The organism is Micromonospora sp. NPDC048843, assembly GCF_040649965.1.
GTDB lineage: Bacteria > Actinomycetota > Actinomycetes > Mycobacteriales > Micromonosporaceae > Micromonospora > Micromonospora hortensis.
In genome coordinates this window covers 1-16,562 of the sequence record NZ_JBEZGJ010000166.1, presented here as the reverse complement: position 1 = coordinate 16,562, position 16,562 = coordinate 1, and the positions used below count along the sequence as shown (strand labels likewise).

Here is a 16,562-nt window from a genome sequence, read left to right as displayed (position 1 = left end):
CTGGCAGACCTCCTGCACCCGGGCCGCCATGGCCTTGGGAAACCGGTGCACCGGCGCGGGGCTCGGCGTTGGCGAACCGGTTGAGGCAGCATGGAGAGGTGATGGAGAGCTTCGACGCGTTGACCTCGCTGGTGGCCGGTGGTGGGGTGGTGGTGCTCAGCGGCGCCGGCCTGTCCACCGAGTCGGGAATTCCGGATTACCGGGGGCCCAGCGGGGTGGCGCGGCGGCACACGCCGATGACCTTCCAGGCGTTCACCCGTGATCCCCTGGCCCGGCGGCGTTACTGGGCGCGCAGCCACCTGGGTTGGCGGCTGATCGCGGGCGCGGCGCCCAACCCCGGGCACCGGGCGGTGGCCGGGCTGCAACACGCCGGGCTGGTCGACACGGTGATCACCCAGAACGTCGACGGTCTGCACGGTGCGGCCGGCAGCCCGTCGGTGATTGAGCTGCACGGCCGCCTCGACGAGGTGACCTGCCTGGACTGCGGCAACCTGACCTCCCGGGAGGAGCTTCACCGGCGGCTGCGCGAGGCCAACCCGGAGTTCGTGGCCCGCGTCGCCGCGATCAACCCGGACGGTGATGTTGATCTCCCTGATGAGCAGGTGGCGGCGTTCCGGCCGGTGGACTGCGGGATCTGCGGCACCGGGATGCTGAAACCGGACGTGGTGTTCTTCGGTGAGACGGTGCCGCCGCAGCGGGTGGCGCGGTGTTTCGCGGCCGTGGAGCAGGCCCGCTCGTTGCTGGTGCTCGGGTCGTCGTTGACGGTGATGTCGGGGCGCCGGTTCGTGATTCGGGCCGCGAAACGGGGCATCCCGGTCGCGATCGTCAACCAGGGGCCGACCCGGGGTGACGGCCACGCCACGGTCTGCGTCGACGCGCCGTTGGGCGCGGTGCTGCCGCGGTTGGCCGCGCGGGTCGGCGCTGGAGCGCCGCTCAAGGTGTGATCGTGGGTCTCTGGCCTCGGTGCCCGGCCCGGGGGTAGGACATCCGCCGGAAACACCGACGCTGGTAGCGTTGAGCACGCCGGTAACACCCACGTGGGAGAGACCGCCCGACAGCACGCAGGGCGGCGCCGAAGGGGCAAATCCTCCCCGGAACCTCTCAGGCAAAAGGACCTCGTGGGCAGGCACTGTGGAGTGCCCCTGTGGGTGCGACAGAGGGGGAGGCCGACACGTCGACCTCGCCCCGGGAGTGCCCCCTATGACCGTAGAGCAGTTCGCCACCCGTCACATCGGTCCCGGCCCCGACGATGAGCGTCGGATGCTGGAGGTCGTCGGGCACGACTCGATCGACGAGCTGATGGACGCCGCGATCCCCGAGGTGATCCGCTGGCACGGCACCCTCGACCTGCCCGACCCGGCCACCGAGGCCGAGACGATCGCCGAGCTGCGGGCCCTCGCGGCGCGTAACACCGTCGCCGTCTCCATGATCGGGTTGGGGTACCACGGCACGCACACCCCGGCGGTGATCCGCCGCAACGTGCTGGAGGACCCGGCCTGGTACACGGCGTACACGCCGTACCAGCCGGAGATCAGCCAGGGCCGCCTCGAGGCGCTGCTGAACTTCCAGACCATGGTCACCGACCTGACCGGGTTGGCCACCGCGAACGCCTCCATGCTCGACGAGGGCACCGCGGCGGCGGAGGCGATGACCCTGGCGCGGCGGGCCTCCAAGAGCAAGAGCGGCGTGTACGTCGTCGACGCCGACGCGTTGCCGCAGACCATCGCGGTGATCACCAGCCGGGCCGAGCCGCTCGGCATCGACGTGCGGGTCCTCGACGTGCAGCGCGACGAGTTGCCGGCGGAGTTCTTCGGCCTGCACCTGCAGTACCCGGGGGCGTCCGGGGCGGTGCGCGACCACGCCAACCTCGTGGAGGCGGCGCACGCCGTCGGCGCCCTCGTGACCGTCGCGGCGGACCTGCTGGCGTTGACGCTGCTGCGCGCACCGGGGGAGATCGGCGCGGACATCGCCGCCGGCACCACCCAGCGTTTCGGCGTACCGATGGGCTTCGGTGGGCCGCACGCCGGTTACCTGGCGGTGCGCTCGGGCCTGGAGCGGATGCTGCCCGGGCGCCTGGTCGGGGTGTCGCGCGACGCGGACGGCAACCCGGCCTACCGGTTGGCGTTGCAGACCCGTGAGCAGCACATTCGGCGGGAGAAGGCGACCAGCAACATCTGCACCGCGCAGGTGCTGCTCGCGGTGATGGCCGGCATGTACGCCGTCTACCACGGCCCGGACGGGCTGCGCGACATCGCGACGCGTACCCATGCGATGGCGGCGCGGCTCGCGGCCGGGTTGCGCGCCGGTGGGGTGGACGTCGCGGACGTCGCGTTCTTCGACACCGTCACCGCGAGCGTGCCGGGGCGGGCCGCCGAGGTGGTGGCCGCCGCCGCGGACCGTGGTGTCAACCTGCGGCTGGTCGACGCCGACCGGGTGGGGGTGTCCTGCGACGAGACCACCACCGACGCGCACCTGACGCGGGTGTGGGAGGCGTTCGGGGTGCCCACGTTCGACGGCGACGCGGACGCGGCCCTGCCTGTCGACCTGACGCGCGGCAGCGACTTCCTCACCCACCCGGTGTTCCGCAGCCACCACTCGGAGACGGCGATGCTGCGCTACCTGCGGCGGTTGTCGGACTTCGACTACGCCCTGGACCGGGGCATGATCCCGCTCGGGTCGTGCACGATGAAGCTGAACGCGACCACCGAGATGGAGCCGGTCAGCTGGGCGGAGTTCGCGAACATCCACCCGTTCGCGCCGGACGCGCAGACCGTCGGGTACCGGGAGATGATCGGTCAGCTGGAGTCGTGGTTGGCCGAGGTGACCGGCTACGACGCGGTGAGCGTGCAGCCCAACGCCGGTTCGCAGGGTGAGCTGGCCGGGTTGCTGGCGATCCGCTCGTACCACGCGTCGCGGGGTGAGACGCACCGCGACGTGTGCCTGATCCCGTCGTCGGCGCACGGCACGAACGCGGCGTCGGCGGTGATGGCCGGCATGCGCGTCGTCGTGGTGGCCTGCGACGACGACGGCAACGTCGACCTCGTCGACCTGGACGCGAAGATCGACAAGCACCGCGACGGGCTCGCCGCGATCATGGTGACGTACCCGTCCACGCACGGCGTGTACGAGACGGGCATCGCGTCGCTGTGCGCGAAGGTCCACGACGCCGGCGGTCAGGTGTACGTCGACGGGGCGAACCTCAACGCCCTGGTCGGGTTCGCCAAGCCCGGCAAGTTCGGCGCTGACGTGTCGCACCTGAACCTGCACAAGACGTTCTGCATCCCGCACGGCGGCGGTGGCCCCGGAGTGGGTCCGGTGGCGGTCCGCGCGCACCTGGCACCGTTCCTGCCCGGCGACCCGCTGGGCGCGCACGTGGACGCCACGCCGGCGATCTCGGCGGCGAAGTACGGGTCGGCGGGGATCCTGCCGATCCCGTGGGCGTACCTGCGGATGATGGGCGCCGAAGGGCTGACCCGGGCCACCGGTGTGGCGGTGCTCGCGGCGAACTACGTGGCCGCGCGGCTGCGGGGGCACTTCCCGGTGCTGTACGCCGGCAACAAGGGCCTGGTGGCCCACGAGTGCATCCTCGACCTGCGGCCGTTGACGAAGGCGACCGGGGTGAGCGTCGACGACGTGGCGAAGCGGCTGATCGACTACGGCTTCCACGCGCCGACGATGTCGTTCCCGGTGGCGGGGACGCTGATGGTGGAGCCGACCGAGAGCGAGGACCTGGCCGAGCTGGACCGGTTCTGCGACGCGATGATCGCGATCCGCGCGGAGATCGAGCAGGTGGGCTCCGGGGCGTGGCCGGCGGGGGACAACCCCCTGGCCAACGCGCCGCACACCGCGGTGATGGTCAGCGGTGACGAGTGGTCGCACTCGTACCCGCGGTCGGTGGGCGCGTACCCGGCCGGAGTGGACCGGGCCGGCAAGTACTGGCCGCCGGTGCGGCGCATCGACGGCGCGTACGGCGACCGGAACCTGGTCTGCTCGTGCCCGTCGCCGGAGGCGTTCGAGGACTGACGACGCCGGAGGCGTTCGAGGACTGACGACGGCGCGCCGGGGCGGGCGGTACGGCCTGCCCCGGCAGCCGCTGCGACCTGGGCGGCGACGTCCCTTACCGGGGGACTAGCCTGGGTCGACGGCGGCTAAACGGTGACGCTGAGTGGTCGGTCAGGCCACGAGGGCGTGGCGGGCGGGGCCGCGGTGCGGTGCGATGCTGCTGCCGTCGGGAAGCAGCTCGCCGGTGTCCTCGAAGACGATGACACCGTTGCAGAGCAGGCTCCAGCCCTGCTCACGGAAGCAGGCGAGGACCCGCGCGGCTTCCCGGTCGGTGGCTTCAGCGGAGGGGCAGGTCGGTTGGTGCTGGCACATCGGGTTCTCCGGACTGTGGGGGCACTGTGTCATGGTTCACATGACCAGTGACGCACAGTACCAAGCGAAAGTGTCCAGCATCGAGCAGGTGCCCGCCTGGTGCACGGGAAATCCACTGAACGGATGAGGAAGGTTGGACCGTACGGCGTGGAAACGCTCCCACACGTGTGGGTCGCGGACAGCGACCCGGCGGCATCTGCCGCCTACCGCGGCCCGGCGGCATCGATCGATGCACCCGCCGCACCGGCCGTGTGCCGGGGTGCGCTCGTCGAACGCGCCCGCCTGCGCTGGTCCCGCGGCGACGGCGGCGACCCCGCGGCCCTCGCCGAGGAGTTCCTCGCCGCGCACGGCCTACCCCTGCACGACCTGACCCGACCCGCCACCGGCCAGCACGGCACCGGGGTCTGCGGCGCGGCGCTGTACCTGTCCGCCGCCGCCGGGGCGCTGCTGGCCGGCGCACCCACCGGGGCACCCGAACCCGCGCCGACCCTGCCCGACCTCGCCGTCGTCATCTACCAGCACGGCCCCACCCGCGTCACCCGCCCCGGCCCGCCGCCGCCGTGGCGGCTCGGCGAATGGGTCGAGAGCTGGACCCCCGACCAGCACGCCGCCGCCGTCGACGCGGTCCGCGCCGCCATCGGCCGCGGCGACGTCTACCAGAGCAACCTCGTCGGCCACGCCGCCGCCCCCTACACCGGCGACCCACTGCCCGCCCTGAGCCGCCTCGGCGCGCTCCCCGGCGCCCGCTACGGCGGCGTCCTCACCGGCGACGGCTGGGCCATCGGCTGTGCCTCCCCGGAAACCCTCGTCGAGGTCACCGACGGGCACGTGATCACCCGACCGATCAAGGGCACCCGCCCGGCCACCGCCACCGGCCGCGCCGAACTGCTCGCCAGCGCGAAGGAACGCGCCGAACACATCATGATCGTCGACCTGGAACGCAACGACCTCGCCCGCATCGCGCGCACCGGCACCGTCACCGTCGACGAGTTGTTCGCCGTGCGCCGCTGGTGCGACCTGTGGCAGGCCGAGTCGACAGTCCGCGCCGCCGCCGCCGACGGCCTCGGCCTCGCCGACCTGCTGCGCGCCACCTGCCCCGGCGGCTCCGTCACCGGCGCCCCGAAACTCGCCGCCCTGACCCAGATCAGCGCCCTCGAACCGGTCGGGCGGGGCGCCAGCATGGGCGCGCTGGGCTGGGTCGCCCCGGGCCACGTCGACCTGGGCCTGACCATCCGCACCGCCGCCGCCGACGGCCAGCGGCTGCACACCTGGGCCGGCGGCGGCATCACCTGGGACAGCGACGCACGCGCCGAGGTCGCCGAGGCCGCCGCGAAGACCACCCCGATCCGCGCCACCCTGGCCGGGCGCTGACCGCGCCACCGCACGGCGATACGCTGAACCCCATGACCATGCGGCCCATCCGGATCATCGGCGACCCTGTCCTGCGCACCGGATGCGAACCGGTCACCACCTTCGACGCCGAGCTGCGGGCCCTCGTCACCGACCTGATGGACACCCTGCTCGGCGCCCCCGGCCGCGCCGGCGTCGCCGCACCGCAGATCGGCGTCAGCGCCCAGGTGTTCGTCTACGACGCCGACGGGCACCGCGGCCACCTCATCAACCCCACCCTGGAGCTGTCCGACGAGCTCCAGGACGACGAGGAGGGCTGCCTGTCCATCCCCGGGTTGTACTTCCCGACCGTGCGGGCCCTGCACGCCACCGCCCACGGCGTCGACCAGCACGGCGAGCCGCTGACCATCGCCGGCAGCGGCTTCCTGGCCCGCGCCCTGCAACACGAGACCGACCACCTGAACGGGCGGCTCTACGTCGACACCCTGCGCGGCGACACCCGCCGCCGGGCCCTGCGCGAGATCCGCGCCGGGCGCTTCGACTCACCCAGCCGCCGCGGCTAGCTCACCCACTGGTCGTGGCCCAGCTTCGCGACCAGGGCCACCACCACCACCAGCAACACCACCCGGACGAACCCGGCGCCGCGGCGCAACGCCATCCGCGCCCCCAGCACCGCGCCGGCGATGTTGCACACCGCCATGCCCGCGCCCAGCAGCCACCACACGTGCCCGGTCACCCCGAACACCACAAGCGCGCCCAGGTTCGTCCCCGCGTTGACGACCTTCGCCATCGCCGAACCGTGCACGAAGTCCGCGCCCACCAGGGCGGTGAACGCCAACACCAGGAACGTGCCGGTGCCCGGGCCGATCAACCCGTCGTACAGGGCGATCCCCACCCCGGCCACCGCGATCACCATCGCCACCCGTACCGGGGTGCGCTTCGCCGGTACCGCCACCACCCCCATCCGGGGACGCAGCAGCACGAACACCGCCACCGACACCAGCACCACCAGCACGACCGGCCGGTACGCCGACGCCGGCACCGCCCCGGCCAGCGCCGCGCCCACACCCGCGCTGAGCACCGCGAACCCCGCCGCCGGGCCCGCCACCCGCCAGTCGACAGTCGTTCTGCGGGCGTACGTCGCCGCCGCCGTGGCCGTACCGAAGATCGCGGCCAACTTGTTCGTGCCCAACGCGGTGGCCACCGGCAATCCCGGGGCGGCCACCAACAACGCCGGCAGCAGCAACAACCCGCCACCACCGACCACGGCATCGACCCACCCGGCCATCGCGGCGGCGGCCAGCAGGGTACTCAGCGTCACGGCGTCCACGGGCAGCAAGTCTGCCCACCCGACGCGCCGCGGCGGCACCCGAGTGGCCAGCCTCACCCGGTCACCGACCCCGCGTCCGCCGCAACCACACCCCCAACGCTCCGACCGCCACGAACACCAGCACCGAACACAACAACACCTTCACCACCGGGCAACCATGCCACGGGCACGTAAGGTGCAGGAGTGCGCCTGGCCACCTTCAACCTGCTGCACGGACGGTCCCTCACCGACGGGCTCGTCGACTCCGACCGACTCGCCGCCGCCATCGGCGCCCTCGACGCCGACGTGCTCGCCCTTCAGGAGGTCGACCGCGACCAACGCCGCAGCGGCCACCTCGACCTCACCGCCATCGCCGCCCGCGCCCTGGACGCGCCGTACCACCGCTTCGCCGCCGCCGTGGTCGGCACCCCCGGCGAACAGTTCCGCCCACTGCGCCACGACGACGACGGCCACGGCGAACCCTGCTACGGCATCGGGCTGATCAGCCGACACCCCGTACGCAGCTGGCAGGTCACCCGACTCAAGCCGGCGCCGGTGCGCTCACCGGTCTACGTGCCCGGCCCCCGCGGCGGCCTGATCCTGCTGCACGACGAACCCCGCGTGGTCCTCGCCGCCGTCCTGGACACCCCGCACGGCCCTCTCACCGTCGCCGCGACCCACCTGTCCTTCGTGCCCGGCTGGAACGCCCGCCAACTACGTCAGACCGTCCGTGCCCTGCGTGCGCTGCCGGGGCCCCGCGTCCTGCTCGGCGACCTCAACCTGCCCGCCGGCGCGGCCCGGCTCGTCTCCGGCTGGCACCCCCTGGGTCGACGCCCCACCTACCCGTCCGGGCAGCCCCGCGTTCAACTCGACCACATCCTCGCCGACCGGCACGCCCTCGACCAGCTCCCACCCGTACGCGCTGTCACCGCGCCGGCGTCCACCATCTCCGACCACCGCCCCCTGCTGGTCGACCTCGGCTGAGCATCATCGCCCAACCGGCCGCATCGCGGCTCACGAATGCCTAGGGTGGGCTCGCCGACACCACGCTGTCGCACCATCGCCACCCCCGACACCACAGGGAGCTGACCATGAGCGACACGCCGGACACGATCGTCCTCATCCACGGGTTCTGGGTCACCCCCCGCAGCTGGGAACACTGGGTCACCCACTACCAGGACAAGGGCTTCCGGGTGCTCACCCCCACGTACCCCGGCCTGGAAGGCGAGGTCGAGGCGATCAACGCCGACCCCAGCCCGCTGGAGACGCTGACCGCGCCACAGATCATCGCGCACCTGTCCGCGGTGCTCGACGCGCTGCCCACGCCACCCATCCTCATGGGCCACTCCGCCGGCGGGGCGTTCACCCAGGTGCTGCTCGACCACGGCTACGGCGCCTCGGCGGTCGTGCTCAACTCGGCACCCACCGAAGGCGTCACGGTGACTCCCTTCTCGCAGCTGCGTTCCACCTTCCCGGTGCTGCGCAACCCCGCCAACCGGCACCGCGCCGTCGGGTTCACCTTCGAGCAGTGGAACTACGCGTTCACCAACACCTTCGACGAGCAGACCGCCCGCACCCTGTACGAGCGCTACGCCATCCCCGCCGCCGGCGGCATCCTCTGGGACAGCGTCCTGGCCAACCTGCTGCCCGGCCCCCAGGACATCGCCGTCGACTACCACAACGACCAGCGCGCGCCGCTGCTGTTCATCTCCGGCTCGGCAGACCACATCATGCCGCCCAGCGTGCAACGCGCCAACGCCGCGCACTACAAGGGCGACACCATCACCGAGGTCGAGCTCTTCGAGGGGTACGCGCACCTGCTGCCCGCCCAACAGGGCTGGCAGCGCATCGCCGACGTCGCCCTCGACTGGGCCCTGCGCCACGCCCGGTGAGCGCCGCAACGCCGTCGCGGATCACCCACATCGGCGGCCCCGCGTCCCACTCGACCACGTCCTCTCCACGGTCGCCCGGCCCGTCACACCCGCAGCGGTGTCGCGCCGCCGCCAGTGACGTACCCGGCGACGACGCGCGCGAGGTGATCGATCGCGTCGCGGGTGCCGACGGTGATCAAGGCGTCGCCGTATCGCAGGGCCCACCGACTGTCGGGGTTGAGGGTGGGGTGGCCGTCGCGCACAACCGCGACGACGGCGGCGTCGCTGCGCAGGCTCTTCAGGGGTCGGCCGTCGTAGTCGCTGCCGGCGGGAATCGGCACCCGGGCCACAGTTACGGCGTCCACGTCCGCGTCGCCGTCCGGCACGAGGTCGATGACAGAGGTCGCCGCGAGCAGGGTGGCGAGGTGGTGGGCCTCCAACGGCGACAGCGCCGCCGCGGCGCGGACATCGGTGGGATCGCCGCGGTCGTACAGGGCGATGTCTCGGGCGCCGTTGGGGTGGCAGATCACGCCGAGTCGGGTGCCATCGCCGTTGACGAACGAGTACGAGACGCCGACGCCGGGGAGGGCGATGCGTTCGATTTCCATGACGGACTCCTCCTTGGGTGTTCCGCACCCCGTTCGGGGTCGCCGTACTCGCCGTGCCAGTGCGCCAGCCGCCCGGCGCGGCTGACCGCCCGCAGTCGGCGTTCGGTCGCCTCACGAACCGCCGGGGTGGTGAGGACGAGCAGGTCGTCGCCGGTACGCAGCCGGGTGTCCGTCGCGGGGACGAACGCGACGCCGTGGCGAACCACGAGCGGTGCCACCGCGGGGTACGGCAGCCGCAGCTCGTCCAGGTACGTGCCGTGCAGCTTCGAGCCCGCGGTGACGGTGACGTTGATGAGGTCGGCGTCGATGTTGTCCAGCGGGGCGATCTCGACCTGCAGGTCCGGGCCGACGCGATGCGGGGCCAGTCCGAGGCGTCGGGCCAGCCACGGCAGCGACGGCGCCTGAATCGCGGTGAACACCACGACGAGCACGAAGACGATGTTGAACACGACCAGGCTGCCCGGCGTGCCGGCCACCACCGGCACCGTGGCCAGCACGATGGGTACGGCGCCGCGCAACCCCGCCCAGGACAGGAACACCTGCTCGCGCAGCGGCACACGGAACGGCAACAGGGTCAGCAGCACCGAGACGGGCCGGGCGATGAGCAGCAGGGCCGCGCCGACCACCAACGCCGGCACGATCGCCGCCGGCAGGTCGGACGGTGAGACCAACAGCCCCAGCATGACGAACAGGCCAATCTGCGCGATCCAGCCGAGACCCTCGGCCAGTGACTCGGTCGCGCGGCGGTGTGGCAGGCCGGCGTTGCCGAGCACCAGACCCGCCAGGTAGGCGGCGATGAACCCGCTGGCCTGAACCAAGCCGGCGCCGGCGAAGGCGAGCACCCCGCACGCGAACGTGGCGATCGGGTACAGCCCCGAGGTGGGCAGGGTCAACCGGCGCAGCAGCCACACCGCCCCCATGCCCACCCCGACGCCGGCGAGCGCCCCGACCACCAGTTGGTAGCTCATCTGGGCAAGCATCCCGCCCGGGGACAGCGTCGTCAGACTTGTCGCGCTGAACGCCAGCACCAGGATGAACGTGGGCGCGTCGTTGAGCCCCGACTCCGCCTCCAGCAGGTTGCTCAGCCGGCGGGGCAGCGGCACGGCGCGCAGCACCGAGAAGACCGCGGCCGCGTCGGTGGACGAGACGATCGCGCCGAGCAGCAACGCCAGGTGCCATTGCAGGCCGAGCAGGTAGTGCGCCGCGGCGGCGGTGACGGCGACACTGATGAACACACCGAGGGTGGCGAGCGCGCAGGCCGGGCGCAACACCCGCCGCACATCGCTGAGTCGTGTGGTCAGGCCGCCCTCGACAAGGATCACCGCAAGGGCGGCCAACCCGAGCGCCTGCGCCAGCGCGGCGTCGTCGAACGGCAGCCCGAGGCCGCCCTCACCGAGCAGCATCCCGACGCCCAGGTACGCAAGCAGCACAGGCATCCCGGCTTTCGCGGCGATCTTCGCAGCGCCCACGCTGACAAGCGCCACCAGCGTCCCGGCGGCCAACAGCAGATACAGCGCCGGCAACGTCACGGCGCACCTCCCAGGACGAAGTAGCGCAGCCACACGTAAACGCAGGCGAGCGCGACCGTGACGATGGTCAGCAGCAGGCCGTCGCGGGTGAACCGCCAAAACGAGATCGGGTACCCGGCCCGCTGCGCCACACCCACCATCACCACGTTGGAGGCGGCTGCTACCACTGTGGCGTTACTGCCCAGCCCCGCGCCGAGCGCGAGCGACCACCACAGCATGCCGGCCTGCTCCATGCCGCCGTTCGCCGCGACGAGCTGCTCGATGATCGGGCTGGTGGCGGTCACCGACGGAATGTTGTCGACCAACGCCGACATGAGCGCCCCACCGCCGATCAAGGTCAGCGACGCGCCCAACAGGTTGTCACCGACCGCGTCAGTGGCGAACGTGCCCAACACCTGGATCACGCCGGTGTCGACCAGAGCGCCGACCATGACGAACAGTCCGGCGAAGAATGCCAGGGTGGACCACTCCACGTCGCGCATCACACTGCCCGCCTCCAGCCGCGACACACCCAGCAGGACGACGCCGCCGGTCAGGGCGATCACCGCCGGTTCCAGGTGCAGGACGGTGTGCAGGCCGAACCCGGCGAGGACGAAGGCGAGAACGATGCCGCTGAGCAGCAGCAGGCGCGGTTCGCGGATCGCGTCGCGTTCCCGCAGCGCCAGCACCGGCCCGACCCGTTCCGGGTGGTACGTCAGCGCCGACCGGAACAGCACCCGGCAGAACAGCAACAGGACACCCAGCAACACGATGACCAGCGGCGTCAGATGCACCAGGAACGCGTTGAACGACAACCCGGCCCGGGCAGCGATGATGATGTTGGGCGGATCACCGATCAACGTCGCCGTGCCGCCGAGGTTCGCCGCGAACACCTCAGCCAGCAGGAACGGCACCACGGGTACGCCGAGCTGCCGACACACGGAGATGGTCACCGGCGCGACGAGCAGGACCGTGGTGACATTGTCCAACAGCGCCGACGCGGCAGCGGTGATCAGCACCAGGATGACCATGAGCCGGTACGGTCGCCCCCGGGCCCGCTTCGCCGCCCAGATCGCCAGGTACTCGAACACGCCGGTGCGGCTCAGCACCGACACGATGATCATCATCCCGATGAGCAGGAAGATGACCCGCCAGTCGATGCCCGTGTCCGTGGAGAAGAACGCCTCCTGCGTACCGGTCAACCCGACCGCGAGCATCAGCACCGCACCGCCCACCGACGCGGCGACCCGGTCCACCCGGTCCGTGGCGATCAGCGCATACACGACCGCGAACACCGCCACCGCCAACCAGCCCGCCGTGGTCATCCACCGCCCCCCTCTGCGCGGACCCCGAAGGCCCACCCGCCGTCTGTCCCACCACCGTTGCCAACGCAGGGCGCTCCCGACATCGGGGCCAACACTCATTCCACGGCGCTGACCATGGGGACAACATGGGAGCCAGCCCCCATAGACACCCACGTGGCGCCGACGAGATCCTGGGGTACCGGAGCGTCGACACCGCCGCGGCAGCCGCGCCCGGCGGAGACAACAACGGGAGGCCCGGTACGGTGTCGCTGTTCTGGCGGATCTTCCTGATCAACGCCGCGGTCCTCACCGCGGCGACAGTCCTGGTCCTGCTGGGCCCCGTGACGGTGTCGACACCAGTCGTCCTCGCCGAGGCACTCATCCTCAGCGCCGGGCTGGTCGTCATGCTCGTCGCGAACGCGCTGCTGCTCCGGGTCGGCCTGGCACCGCTGCAACGCCTCACCCGTGCGATGACCACCATCGACCTGCTCCGCCCCGGACCCCGCCCCGCGGTCACCGGGCACGCCGGCATCGCCGCCCTGATCAGCACGTTCAACGCCATGCTCGACCGACTCGAAGCCGACCGCGCCGCCAGCAACGCCCGCGCGCTGTCCGCCCAGGAGAACGAGAGACGGCGCATCGCCCAGGAACTCCACGACGAGATCGGCCAGACGCTGACGGCCGTCCTCCTGCAGATCAGCCGCGTCGCCGACCACGCCCCGCCCGACCTACGCCCCGAACTGCACCAGGTTCAGGAGACCACCCGTGACAGCCTCGACGAGATCCGGCGCATCGCCCGCCGCCTGCGACCCGGCGTCCTGGAAGAACTCGGCCTGGTCGCCGCCCTGCGCTCACTGTTCGCGGAGATCTCCCACCACAGCGGCCTGCAGGTCCGCCGTGACTTCGCACCCGATCTACCCGCACTCACCGAGGAAGTCGAATTGGTGCTCTACCGCGTGGCCCAGGAAGGCCTCACCAACGTCGCCCGGCACGCCGGCGCCAACCGGGTCGACATCACGCTCATCCCGCACCGCAACGGCGTGCGGTTACGGATCCGCGACGACGGACGCGGCATCGACGGCCAACCGGAAGGCGCCGGCATCCGCGGCATGCGCGAACGGGCACTGCTCGTCGGCGCCCACCTCAGCATCGGCCCCGGTTCCGACGGCGGCACCCAGGTCACCCTCGACGTGCCCGGCCCGGCGGGACTGACATGACCGCACCCGTCCGCATCCTGCTGGCCGACGACCACGCACTGGTACGCCGCGGCGTCCGGCTCATCCTTGACGGCGAACCCGACCTGACCGTCGTCGCCGAGGCCAGCGACGGCGCCGAAGCCGTCGAACAAGCCCGGCTACACCACCCGGACCTGGCCATCCTCGACATCGCGATGCCCCGGCTCACCGGCCTGCAAGCCACCCGTGAGCTCATCAGAGAGCAACCGGGCCTGCGGGTACTGATCCTGACCATGTACGACAACGAACAGTTCTTCTTCGAAGGACTCCGAGCAGGCGCCAACGGATACGTCCTCAAATCCGTCGCCGACCGCGACCTCGTCGAGGCATGCCGGGCCGCCATGCGCGACGAACCGTTCCTCTACCCCGGCGCCGTCACCGCGCTGATCCGTAACTACCTCGATCGCGTCCGCAACGGCGAACCGGTACCCGAACGAGCCATCACCGGCCGCGAGGAAGAGATCCTCAAACTCGTCGCCGAAGGGCACTCCTCGAAGGAGATCGCCGAACTGCTGTTCATCAGCATCAAGACCGTCGAGCGGCACAGAAGCAATCTGCTGCAGAAACTGGGCCTACGAAACCGGCTCGAACTCACCAGATACGCCATCCGCGCGGGCCTCATCGAACCCTGACCAGACCCACCACAGCCTTCCACACACCACTGTCCCACACGGTGAGTGCCGAACTCGGCTGGCCGAGCCGCCGGGGGAGGAGCCCCGCTCAGCCGCAAGATTCCCTCAAGATCATTGCATCGATGGACTTCGACGATCATGCTGGTCAACACGCGCCACGATCAACTCGTCGGAGGCCACATGAGACGCCAGCGACCCACCCTCATCGCCGTGTCCACCCTCATCGCCGTCACCCTCACCACCGCAGCCACCCCCGCCAACGCCCAACGTGCCGCACCACCCGACCAGGTCACCGCCCTCACCGCCCACCAGGCCGACGGATACACCACCCTCGCCTGGCAACCCGTCGACGACGCCACCGACTACCAGATCGAACGCACCCCCGTCGACGCCGACAACACCCCCACCGGCACACCCACCATCGTCGGCATCTGGCGACCCAACCGCCAGATCAACCAACAGGCACCCACCTTCGCCGACGCCGGCTACAACCCCGGCGACACCTTCCAATGGCGCGTACGCGCCCGCACCGGCACCACCGAACAGCCCTACTCCGACCCGGTCACCGCCACCACCACCGCACCCTGGGGCAACCCCACCACCCCCGGCGAGCAACTACGCACCGGCTGGGAGACCACCCACGCCGCGCAGTACACCAGCGACACCGACGAGTACGCCTACACCGCCGCCATCGACGCCCTCAGCGACCGCGTACGCGTCGTCGAACTCGGCCGCACCGTCCAGAACCGCCCCATCAACATGCTCGTCATCGGCCACCCCACCCCGGCGGCCACCCCCGAAGCCGTCGCCGCCACCGCACCCGTGGCCATCAACTGCAACGTGCACGGCAACGAACCCGGCGACCGCGAAGCCTGCCTCATCATGGCCCGCCAACTCGCCTTCAGCACCGACCCCCGCATCACCGACCTGCTCAGCCACACCACCGTCCTGATCGTCCCCACCATCAACGGCGACGGCCGCGCCAACAACACCCGCGGCAACTCCACCGGCCAGGACCTCAACCGCGACTACTCCCTGATCCGCCAACCCGAAACCACCGCGTACATCAAAATGGTCCGCGACTACCGACCCGTCGCCGGCTACGACGGCCACGAGTTCGGCAACTCCCGCGCCGGCGACCTGCCGATGCTGCCCCCACGGCATCAGAACGTCGCCCAACCCATCTTCGACCAGTCCCAGGACATGATCGAAGGCCACATGTACGCCAAGGGCGCCCAAGCCGGCTGGTGGGCCTGCCCCTACGGCTGTGAAGGCGGCGGCAACGTCGGCCTCAGCGAGGAAACCATCCTGCGCAACACCCTCGGACTCAAGAACGTCACCAACTCCCTGCTGGAACTCCGCAGCTCCGGCGGCCAGACCCGCCCCGACGAGGGCAACACCGCCAACAACCGACGCCGCAAGACCTACTCCGCCCTGTGGACCTTCCACCAGTTCCTCGACTACCACCGCGCCGACCGCGCCGACATCCTGAAGGCCCGCAGCGAAGCCATCGAAACCCAAGCCGCCAACACCGGCCGGCTGGTCTTCCGCGGCTCCCGCCCCATCCCCGCCCACCCGGCACCGCACCCCGGCGACAGCCCACCACCGCTGGACGCACCCCCCGCCGACCTCATCCTCGACAACGCCCCGTGCGCCTACAAGCTCACCGACGAGCAGTACAACGGCGCACGCACCGACGGACCAGGCGGCGCGGGCAGCACAGTCGCGCAGCGCATCGCCGCGCACGGCTGGAAGGTCATCAAGACCGACGACGGCTACTACGTACCCCTCAACCAGCCCGAACGCGGCCTGATCCCGCTGCTGCTCGACACCAAGGGCGTGGAGAAGCTGACCGACGGCGAACGCGTCTACCCGACCCTCACCGGCCGGCGTAACGGACCGCTCGTCGTATCCGCCTTCACCTGCGCCGCCGACGCCACCATCAACGGCCCGGTCACCGTCCGGACGGGCGCCGCACTCGTCGCGACCGGAACGACCATCAGCGGACCAGTCAGCGCAACCCGCGCCAGCGGAGTCCTCCTCGCCGACACCACTGTCAACGGGCCACTGCAGATCACCAACACCACCGACGCGATCTCCATCATCGACGTCACCATCGCCGGCCCGGTCAACCTGTCCGGCAACACCACCGGCACCGACGCACCCCTGCTGGCCGGCAACACCATTCGCGGCCCGCTCACCTGCACCGCTAACAGCGCCGCCCCGACCAACCTCGGCGTCGCCAACACCGTGAACGGCCCGCGCACCAGCCAATGCGCGTCACTGTGACCGACGACTAGCGAGCCATCACGCCGGCGGCGCCGCGATCTCGTGGCCGTAGAGATTGAGACCGCGGCCGGCTGGGGTGCGC

The 16,562-nt window shown here is 71.3% G+C and carries 14 protein-coding genes and 1 riboswitch; of the genes, 9 read left to right on the top strand and 5 right to left on the bottom strand.

From position 1 onward, the window contains the following. Positions 1-101: 101 nt before the first annotated feature. Together AB0C20_RS29050 and gcvP are read left to right on the top strand one after the other, a co-directional pair. Complete coding sequence (locus tag AB0C20_RS29050; RefSeq protein WP_357187566.1) at positions 102-944, top strand: NAD-dependent protein deacetylase; 843 nt, start codon at positions 102-104, stop codon at positions 942-944. Positions 945-1,028: 84 nt separating this feature from the next. Then, a riboswitch (glycine riboswitch) is annotated at positions 1,029-1,127 on the top strand. 73 nt (positions 1,128-1,200) lie between these two features. Next, positions 1,201-4,023: an aminomethyl-transferring glycine dehydrogenase gene (gene gcvP, locus AB0C20_RS29045; RefSeq protein WP_357569126.1), complete on the top strand. Its 2,823-nt coding sequence runs from the start codon at positions 1,201-1,203 to the stop codon at positions 4,021-4,023. A gap of 150 nt (positions 4,024-4,173) precedes the next feature. On the opposite strand, the gene AB0C20_RS29040 is transcribed toward gcvP, so the two are convergent. Further along, complete coding sequence (locus tag AB0C20_RS29040; RefSeq protein ID WP_007460326.1) at positions 4,174-4,374, bottom strand: DUF5999 family protein; 201 nt, start codon at positions 4,372-4,374, stop codon at positions 4,174-4,176. Between the two features lie 96 nt (positions 4,375-4,470). Between AB0C20_RS29040 and AB0C20_RS29035 the strand changes: the two genes are divergently transcribed. Continuing rightward, positions 4,471-5,745, top strand: a complete 1,275-nt coding sequence (locus tag AB0C20_RS29035) for a chorismate-binding protein (protein WP_357187851.1) — start codon at positions 4,471-4,473, stop codon at positions 5,743-5,745. 32 nt (positions 5,746-5,777) lie between these two features. Then, positions 5,778-6,287: a peptide deformylase gene (gene def, locus AB0C20_RS29030; protein ID WP_238685662.1), complete on the top strand. Its 510-nt coding sequence runs from the start codon at positions 5,778-5,780 to the stop codon at positions 6,285-6,287. On the opposite strand, the gene AB0C20_RS29025 is transcribed toward def, so the two are convergent. Beyond that, positions 6,284-7,054, bottom strand: a complete 771-nt coding sequence (locus AB0C20_RS29025) for a TSUP family transporter (RefSeq protein WP_357187575.1) — start codon at positions 7,052-7,054, stop codon at positions 6,284-6,286. The two genes, def and AB0C20_RS29025, sit on opposite strands and share 4 nt — an antisense overlap. Positions 7,055-7,237: 183 nt before the next feature. Between AB0C20_RS29025 and AB0C20_RS29020 the strand changes: the two genes are divergently transcribed. Both AB0C20_RS29020 and AB0C20_RS29015 read left to right on the top strand, forming a co-directional pair. Further along, the gene (locus AB0C20_RS29020; RefSeq protein ID WP_357569125.1) at positions 7,238-8,017 is read left to right on the top strand and encodes an endonuclease/exonuclease/phosphatase family protein; all 780 of its coding nucleotides are present in this window, start codon (positions 7,238-7,240) and stop codon (positions 8,015-8,017) included. A gap of 107 nt (positions 8,018-8,124) precedes the next feature. Continuing rightward, positions 8,125-8,925, top strand: a complete 801-nt coding sequence (locus tag AB0C20_RS29015) for an alpha/beta hydrolase (RefSeq protein ID WP_357187581.1) — start codon at positions 8,125-8,127, stop codon at positions 8,923-8,925. Between the two features lie 83 nt (positions 8,926-9,008). On the opposite strand, the gene AB0C20_RS29010 is transcribed toward AB0C20_RS29015, so the two are convergent. Genes AB0C20_RS29010 through AB0C20_RS29000 form a run of 3 tightly spaced genes read right to left on the bottom strand, consistent with a single transcriptional unit; the run spans position 9,009 to position 12,345 of the window. Next, positions 9,009-9,512, bottom strand: coding sequence for a TrkA C-terminal domain-containing protein (locus AB0C20_RS29010; RefSeq protein WP_357187585.1), 504 nt, complete (start codon positions 9,510-9,512; stop codon positions 9,009-9,011). Next, complete coding sequence (locus AB0C20_RS29005) at positions 9,431-11,041, bottom strand: potassium/proton antiporter (RefSeq protein WP_357187587.1); 1,611 nt, start codon at positions 11,039-11,041, stop codon at positions 9,431-9,433. Before AB0C20_RS29005 ends, AB0C20_RS29010 begins: the two co-directional genes overlap by 82 nt. Further along, on the bottom strand, positions 11,038-12,345 hold the full coding sequence (locus tag AB0C20_RS29000) for an ArsB/NhaD family transporter (RefSeq protein ID WP_357187590.1): 1,308 nt from the start codon (positions 12,343-12,345) through the stop codon (positions 11,038-11,040). The genes AB0C20_RS29005 and AB0C20_RS29000 overlap by 4 nt, the downstream gene beginning before the upstream one ends. Before the next feature lie 125 nt (positions 12,346-12,470). Here AB0C20_RS29000 and AB0C20_RS28995 point away from each other — a divergent pair, with 125 nt between their 5' ends. The 3 genes from AB0C20_RS28995 to AB0C20_RS28985 all read left to right on the top strand — a co-directional run bounded on the left by AB0C20_RS28995 (position 12,471) and on the right by AB0C20_RS28985 (position 16,480). After that, complete coding sequence (locus AB0C20_RS28995) at positions 12,471-13,541, top strand: HAMP domain-containing sensor histidine kinase (RefSeq protein ID WP_357187593.1); 1,071 nt, start codon at positions 12,471-12,473, stop codon at positions 13,539-13,541. Then, the gene (locus AB0C20_RS28990) at positions 13,538-14,191 is read left to right on the top strand and encodes a response regulator transcription factor (protein ID WP_357187596.1); all 654 of its coding nucleotides are present in this window, start codon (positions 13,538-13,540) and stop codon (positions 14,189-14,191) included. Before AB0C20_RS28995 ends, AB0C20_RS28990 begins: the two co-directional genes overlap by 4 nt. 180 nt (positions 14,192-14,371) lie before the next feature. Beyond that, positions 14,372-16,480, top strand: coding sequence for a M14 family zinc carboxypeptidase (locus AB0C20_RS28985; protein WP_357187599.1), 2,109 nt, complete (start codon positions 14,372-14,374; stop codon positions 16,478-16,480). Positions 16,481-16,562 lie beyond the last annotated feature (82 nt).